This is a genomic window from Myxococcus sp. AM009 (assembly GCF_013372605.1).
Classification (GTDB): domain Bacteria; phylum Myxococcota; class Myxococcia; order Myxococcales; family Myxococcaceae; genus Myxococcus; species Myxococcus vastator.
On the sequence record NZ_JABXEP010000273.1, the window covers coordinates 1 to 5,933 of the forward strand.

Consider the following 5,933-nt stretch of genomic DNA (forward strand, 5'->3'; position numbering starts at 1 on the left):
GCGCGACGGCGCGGGGCGGCTCGGGAGGAGGCGCGGCCACGGGAGCGGGGGCGATGAAGCCAATCACCGTCTTCTCGTCGGAGTCATCCAGCCCTTCCAGCGGATCATCCAGGTCGGTGCCCAGCGAGTCGAGCGTGGAGAAGTCCTCCTCCACGCCTTCCACCACCGCCTCGGGCGGCGCGACGACGACTTCTTCCTCGAAGGACGGCGTCTCCTCGGGCGCGGACAGGTCGCCGAAGGCGGCGTCCAGGTCCAGCTCCTCGCCCGTGACGGCAGGCTCCTCCGCGGTCTCCACGGAGATCTCCTCGCCGAAGTCCGCCGTCATCGGCTCGTCGCCGAGCGCGTCCAGCGTGAGGCTCTCGTCGACGAGGTCCTCGGTGGCGGGCAGCTCGGGGAAGCCGATCAGCGCCCCCGCGCGCTCCACCAGTTGATCCGCGTCCACCGGCTTGGCGACGTACTCGTCGGCGTGGGCCTTCAGCTTGCGGTGCTGCGCGAAGCCGTCCGGGTTGCCGATGATGACGATGGGGACGTTCTTGAGGTCATCGTCCTTCTTCAGCTTGCCGCAGATGAGGTAGCCGTTCTGCCCCGCGGACAGGTCCACCGCGAGCACCACGAGGTCCGGCCGTTCCCTGCGGATCTGCTCCACGCTGCCCTTGCCGTCGGTCGTCTCTTCGACCGTGAAGCCCCGGCCCTCCAGGGCCGAACGCAGGGAGGCGGAGAGCGCGGTGTCGCTTTCGACGATCAGGATTTTCTTCGACATGGAGGGACGGCCCGTCCTGGTGTGCGGCGCGCGCAAACGCCCTACCGGCCGCGACGCGCAAGGTGATGATGTGCGTCGAGGCTATCGGCCATGCGCGGGAGCGTCAATGTTCGGACCGGGCGGAATTCCGGCCGCCCGGGGAGCGGGCAGGCGCCGTCACACAGCCGACGTTTCCGTCACTGAGGGTACGTCGGGTACGTCACCGGCTCCACGGAGATGGGAGGCCAGGAGTGCGGCGCGCGAGACGCGGGCGGGAGCGAATACAGCGGCTCGTCGGCCTCCGGCACGGACTTGCGCGCGAGCTTCTCACCGCTGTCGCGCTCGGCGAGCATCTGGCGGATGTCGCTTTCGTCCATGTCCGTCACCATCTCGTAGACGATTTCGTCGTCGCGCCAGGTGACGACGTTGAAGCCCTGCGCGGAGTCCACTTCCACGGCTTGCAGGGCCTGGAACTTCGGGATGACGACCTCGTTGTCGCCCGGGAGCACGAAGACGCCCAGGCGGCGGCTCGGCTCACCTTCATTGTCCGGGAGCGTCTCGTAGCTGATGTACGCGACTTCGCGGCCGTTGAGGATGGAGATGCGCCCCCCCAGCGGCTTCGCCTTGGGGAGCTGCGGGACGGTGATGCGCGGATCCACCTTGTCCTTGAACCACTCCTCCACCTGCTCCGGCGCGTTGGAGGCAATCTCGAAGGGGAGCGTCTTGCTCTTGCTGTGGCGCTGCACCGCCTCCGTCCTGGCCGCGCTCAGGCGCTGCTCGGCGTGGAACGCGGCCCAGCCGCCGCCCACCGTCACCACCACCAGCGCCATGGCCCCGGCGCGCAGCCAGACGCCTAACTGGACGCGGCGCTGCTGCTGCTTGAGGCCCACCTGGATGCCGGCCCGGAGCGATGCGGGGGCCCGCATGCCCGAAACGGAGTGGCGCGCGGCTCGCCGCAGCGCCTGCTGCATCTGCTTCTCTTCCTCCGCGCGGCGCCGACAATCCGCGCACCCGGAGAGGTGGGTTTCGAGGTCCACTCGTTCCTCGGGCTGGAATTCGCCGTCGAGGTACGGATAGAGCAGCCGTTCGAGGTCCTGGCAGTTCATGGGGCGCGCTAGGAACGGCTTTCTAGCCTGTCTTCTTCCTGTGGCGATACTCTTCCAGGTCCGCGGGGGCATTCACCGGCTCACCGTCGTGCCGGAACACGCCCTGGCCCTCGGCGTACTCACGCAGGTTCTTCTGCAGGAGCTTGCGTCCGCGGAACAGGCGGCTCATCACCGTGCCCACGGGGCACTCGAGAATCTCCGCGATTTCCTTATAGGAGAACTCCTGCAGGTCCGCGAGGATGACCACCAGCCGGAAGTCGATGGGCAGCGAGTCGATGGCTCGCAGCACGTCGTCCGACAGGAGTCGGTCGAAGAAGTACTGCTCCGGGTTGGCCGCGAAGTCCGTCGCGTCCCGGCTCACGAAGCGCTCGTGGACGGCCTCGCGCTCCACGCCTTCGACCACCGTGCGCTCCTTCACCTTCCGCCGGTAGCGGTTGATGAAGGTGTTGGTGAGAATCTTGAAGAGCCAGGCCTTGATGTTCGTCCCGCGCTCGAACTTGTCGAAGAAGCGGTACGCCCGCATGCAGGTGTCCTGCACCAGGTCTTCGGCGTCGCGCTCGTTCTTCGTCAGGCGCAGGGCCGCCGAATAGAGCGGATCCAGGTGGGCGAGCGCCAGCTCTTCGAATTCCTGCTTCGTCCGGTTGGGTTGCCTGAAGTCCAACATGTCCCGCCTTCCAAGGGCCCGAAACAAAAGGGGAATGAGTTGTCGCTTACCCGCCAAATGTATGCACGGGAACAACCAGGGCAACAACGGCATCCCACGACACCCGCCCGGACGCCCGCTTCGGGAATACACGACGCCGGCCGGGGAAACTTATTCCCCAGCAGAGATAACGGACGGGGAGGCCGGATGTCGTCATCCGAACCTCCCCGCCAGCGACTGCGTCGTCTGCCTGCTTGCCGGGCTTACTTGCCGGCGAGCGCGTCCGCGATGGGCATGTAGGCGTAGCCCATGTCCTTCGCGACGGCCTCGTAGGTGACGTGGCCGTTGTAGGTGTTCAGCGCACGCGCGAGGGCGCGGTCGGACCTGGCGGCCTCCACCAGACCCAGGTCGGCGATCCTGCGCGAGTAGGGGCGGGTGACGTTGGTGAGGGCGTAGGTGGACGTCTGCGGCACGGCGCCGGGCATGTTGGCGACGCAGTAGTGGACGACGCCGTGGACCTCGAAGGTGGGGTTGTCGTGGGTGGTGGGCTTGCACGTCTCGATGCAGCCGCCCTGGTCCACCGCCACGTCGACCACCACGGCGCCCGGGGTCATCTCCGCGATGAGGGCCTCGGAGACGAGCTTCGGGGCCTTGCCGCCGGGGATGAGCACCGCGCCCACGACGAGGTCCGCCTCGCGCACGGAGCGGGCGATGCTCTCCGTGTCGGAGGCCAGCACGCCGACGCGGCCGAGGAACACGTCATCCAGGTAGGTGAGGCGCTCCATGTTGACGTCGAGGATGGTGACCTCGGCGCCCATGCCCACCGCCACCTTGGCGGCACACAGGCCCACCACGCCGCCGCCAATGACGGTGACGCGGCCGCGGCGCACGCCGGGCACGCCGCCCAGGAGGATGCCCTTGCCGCCGTGGGCCTTCTCCAGGCACCGGGCGCCCACCTGGATGGCCATCTTCCCGGCCACCTCGCTCATGGGCTTGAGCAGCGGCAGGCTGCCATCATCCGGCTGCAGCGTTTCGTAGGCCACGGCCGAGGCCTTCTTCTGGAGCAGCGTCTTGGTCAGCTCCGGATCCACGCCGGCCAGGTGGAAGTACGTATAGATGATCTGGCCGGGCTGGATGCGCGCGTACTCGGGCGCGATGGGCTCCTTGACCTTGATGATCATCTCCGAGCGCTTCCAGAGCTCGTCCGCGGTGGTGACGATCTGCGCGCCGACGCGCTGGAACTCCGAATCGGGGATGCCGGAGCCAACGCCGGCGTTCGTCTCGATCAGGACCGTGTGACCCGCGGCGATGAAGGCGCTCACGCCAGCCGGCACCATTCCGACGCGGTACTCGCGGGTTTTGATCTCCTTGGGAACTCCGACGATCACGACTGCCTCCGAGAGGGGGACGTAAAAAGCGCGCGGACCCTAACGAGGGGCCAAGGGGGAATCAAGGCGCGGGCGGACAGCCCCGCTTGGGCGCCATTCGCGGCAAACACCCCTGAAGACATGACGCGAGGCGTTGGATGCGATGCGTGATGAAGCGCGGGCCGCTCGTGTTAGTTACCCGGGACATGACGTCTGCCCCGAAGCTCCTATTCGCGGACCCCAAGGGACGGGTGATGGAACATCCGTACCTGCTCGCCACGCTGCGCAGCGGCGAAGAGCTCGTTCCTCCGCAGGACAAGCCCATCGCGCTGCCCTCCGCCGGGCGGCTCGTCCACCTGCCGGGCCGCCTCCCGGTGGGGCTGCATCCGGAGACGGGGGAGCTGGAGCTCGTCCGGGAGATGAAGATGGGGGGCAAGTCGTTTGTCCCCAACGCGGTGGGCGCGCTGCTGCCCCCGGGCTACACGCGGACGTTCCTCCCTGGCGAGGTGAAGGGCAGTGGCCCCGTGCTGCCGCAGTGGGCGTACACCGCCGCCGCCTGGGTGGGAGAGGGACCGGTGGCGTGGGCCATCCATACCGACCGTCGCTCCCACTGGGACCCGGAGCGGTTCTCCACGCCGGACATGAAGGACCTGGTGGCGAAGCACCTGGCGCGCTTCCCGGACAACCGGGTGCTGAAGCAGCTCAAGACGTGCGCGATGCTCTACCGGTGCTTCACGTCGCAGAACACCTTCTACGTGCGTGACGAGGCCGCCATCCCCGCGTCCGTCATGTGCAACGCGCGCTGCGTCGGCTGCATCTCCGACCAGCCCGAGGACGGCCCCCCGGCGTCGCACGAGCGCATGGATGACGGCCCCACGGGAGAGGAGATGGGCCAGATTGGCCTCTTCCACCTGGAGCACGCGCCGGGCCGCACCATGGTGAGCTTCGGCCAGGGCTGCGAGGGCGAGCCGCTCACGCGCTGGAAGCAGATCGCCGAGGCCATCCGCTACATGCGGGCGCGCACGCAGGCGGGCTCCATCAACATCAACACCAACGCCAGCCTCACGCGCGGCCTGGAGGCCCTCTTCGACGCGGGGCTGGACGCCGTCCGCGTGTCGCTCAACTCGGCGGTGAAGGAGCTCTACGAGGCCTACTACAAGCCGGTGAAGTACGGCTGGGAGGACGTGGAGGCCTCCATCGCCCTGGCGCGTGAGCGCGGCGCGTACCTGGCGCTGAACCTGCTGCTGTTCCCCGGCGTCACCGACCGCGAGGGCGAGGTGCGGGCCTTGGAGCGGCTGGTGAAGAAGTACCGCGTGGACCAGGTGCAGACGCGCTCGCTGTGCATCGACCCGCTGCAGTACCTGGACGTTGCGCGTGAGCGCGGCGCCGGGGGCGAGCCGGTGGGCATCCGCACGCTGCTTCAGCGGCTGAAGGCGGCGCGTCCGGGGCTCATCGTGGGCAACTTCGCGCGCGGGCTGGAAGAGCGCGAGAACGCGGCCGGGCGCCGGTAGCGCCTCCTGGCGGAGGAGGGCGTTCCTTCCTCCGCCGACGGGAGCCCCCCGGGGACTACTCGTTGCCGGTGGGCATCAGCTCCTTGGCCACCAGGTTGCCCATCACCGCGTCCTTGGGGATGTAGCCGTCAGCGCCCGCCTCGCGGCAGATGCGCTGCAGCTCCTCGACGTTCTCCCCCGAACACAGCAGCACCTTGATGCCCTTGAAGAGGCTGTTGCTCTTGATGAAGCGGCAGAACTGCTCGCCGTTCACGTTGGGCATGCGCACGTCCAGCAGCACCAGGTCCGGGCGCGTCTGCTTCTTGAGGATGATCTTCGTGGCCTTGTCGGCGGTGTCGGCGACGTGGACCTCGAAGCCCTTGGCCACCAGGTCCGCTTCGATGATGCGGGCCGTCATCTCGCTGTCATCCACGATGAGGATGCGCGGCTTGCGCCCGCCCGTGGTGGGCGCGGGCTTGAGGCCGCCCGTCGCCGCGGTGACAGGGGCCGCGGGAGCCGGCGCGGTAGGCGCCGCCGCGGGGGCCGCCGCCGGAGCGGGCGCGGCGGTGGGGATGCCCAGGGCGGGGG

Annotated in this window: 6 protein-coding genes; 1 reads left to right on the top strand and 5 read right to left on the bottom strand. The window is 68.6% G+C overall.

The genetic code is table 11. The features are described 5' to 3' along the window. From HV824_RS34635 to ald, 4 genes are all read right to left on the bottom strand, one after another. Nucleotides 1-760, bottom strand: a 760-nt coding sequence (locus HV824_RS34635) for a PleD family two-component system response regulator (protein ID WP_176425175.1), incomplete at its 3' end; no start/stop codon positions are given. A gap of 176 nt (nucleotides 761-936) precedes the next feature. Next, nucleotides 937-1,845: an anti-sigma factor gene (locus tag HV824_RS34640; protein ID WP_176420574.1), complete on the bottom strand. Its 909-nt coding sequence runs from the start codon at nucleotides 1,843-1,845 to the stop codon at nucleotides 937-939. Nucleotides 1,846-1,867: 22 nt separating this feature from the next. Continuing rightward, entirely contained in the window at nucleotides 1,868-2,509 is a 642-nt protein-coding gene (locus HV824_RS34645) for a sigma-70 family RNA polymerase sigma factor (protein WP_013940756.1), read from the bottom strand. A gap of 242 nt (nucleotides 2,510-2,751) precedes the next feature. Further along, a complete protein-coding gene (ald, locus tag HV824_RS34650) occupies nucleotides 2,752-3,876 on the bottom strand; it encodes an alanine dehydrogenase (RefSeq protein ID WP_176420575.1) in 1,125 nt (374 codons plus the stop codon). Between the two features lie 185 nt (nucleotides 3,877-4,061). Here ald and HV824_RS34655 point away from each other — a divergent pair, with 185 nt between their 5' ends. Continuing rightward, nucleotides 4,062-5,366, top strand: coding sequence for a radical SAM protein (locus HV824_RS34655; protein WP_176425176.1), 1,305 nt, complete (start codon nucleotides 4,062-4,064; stop codon nucleotides 5,364-5,366). A gap of 55 nt (nucleotides 5,367-5,421) precedes the next feature. Here the strand turns inward: HV824_RS34655 and HV824_RS34660 are convergent. Beyond that, the coding region (locus HV824_RS34660) for a PleD family two-component system response regulator (RefSeq protein ID WP_176425177.1) at nucleotides 5,422-5,933 on the bottom strand (512 nt) is incomplete at its 5' end.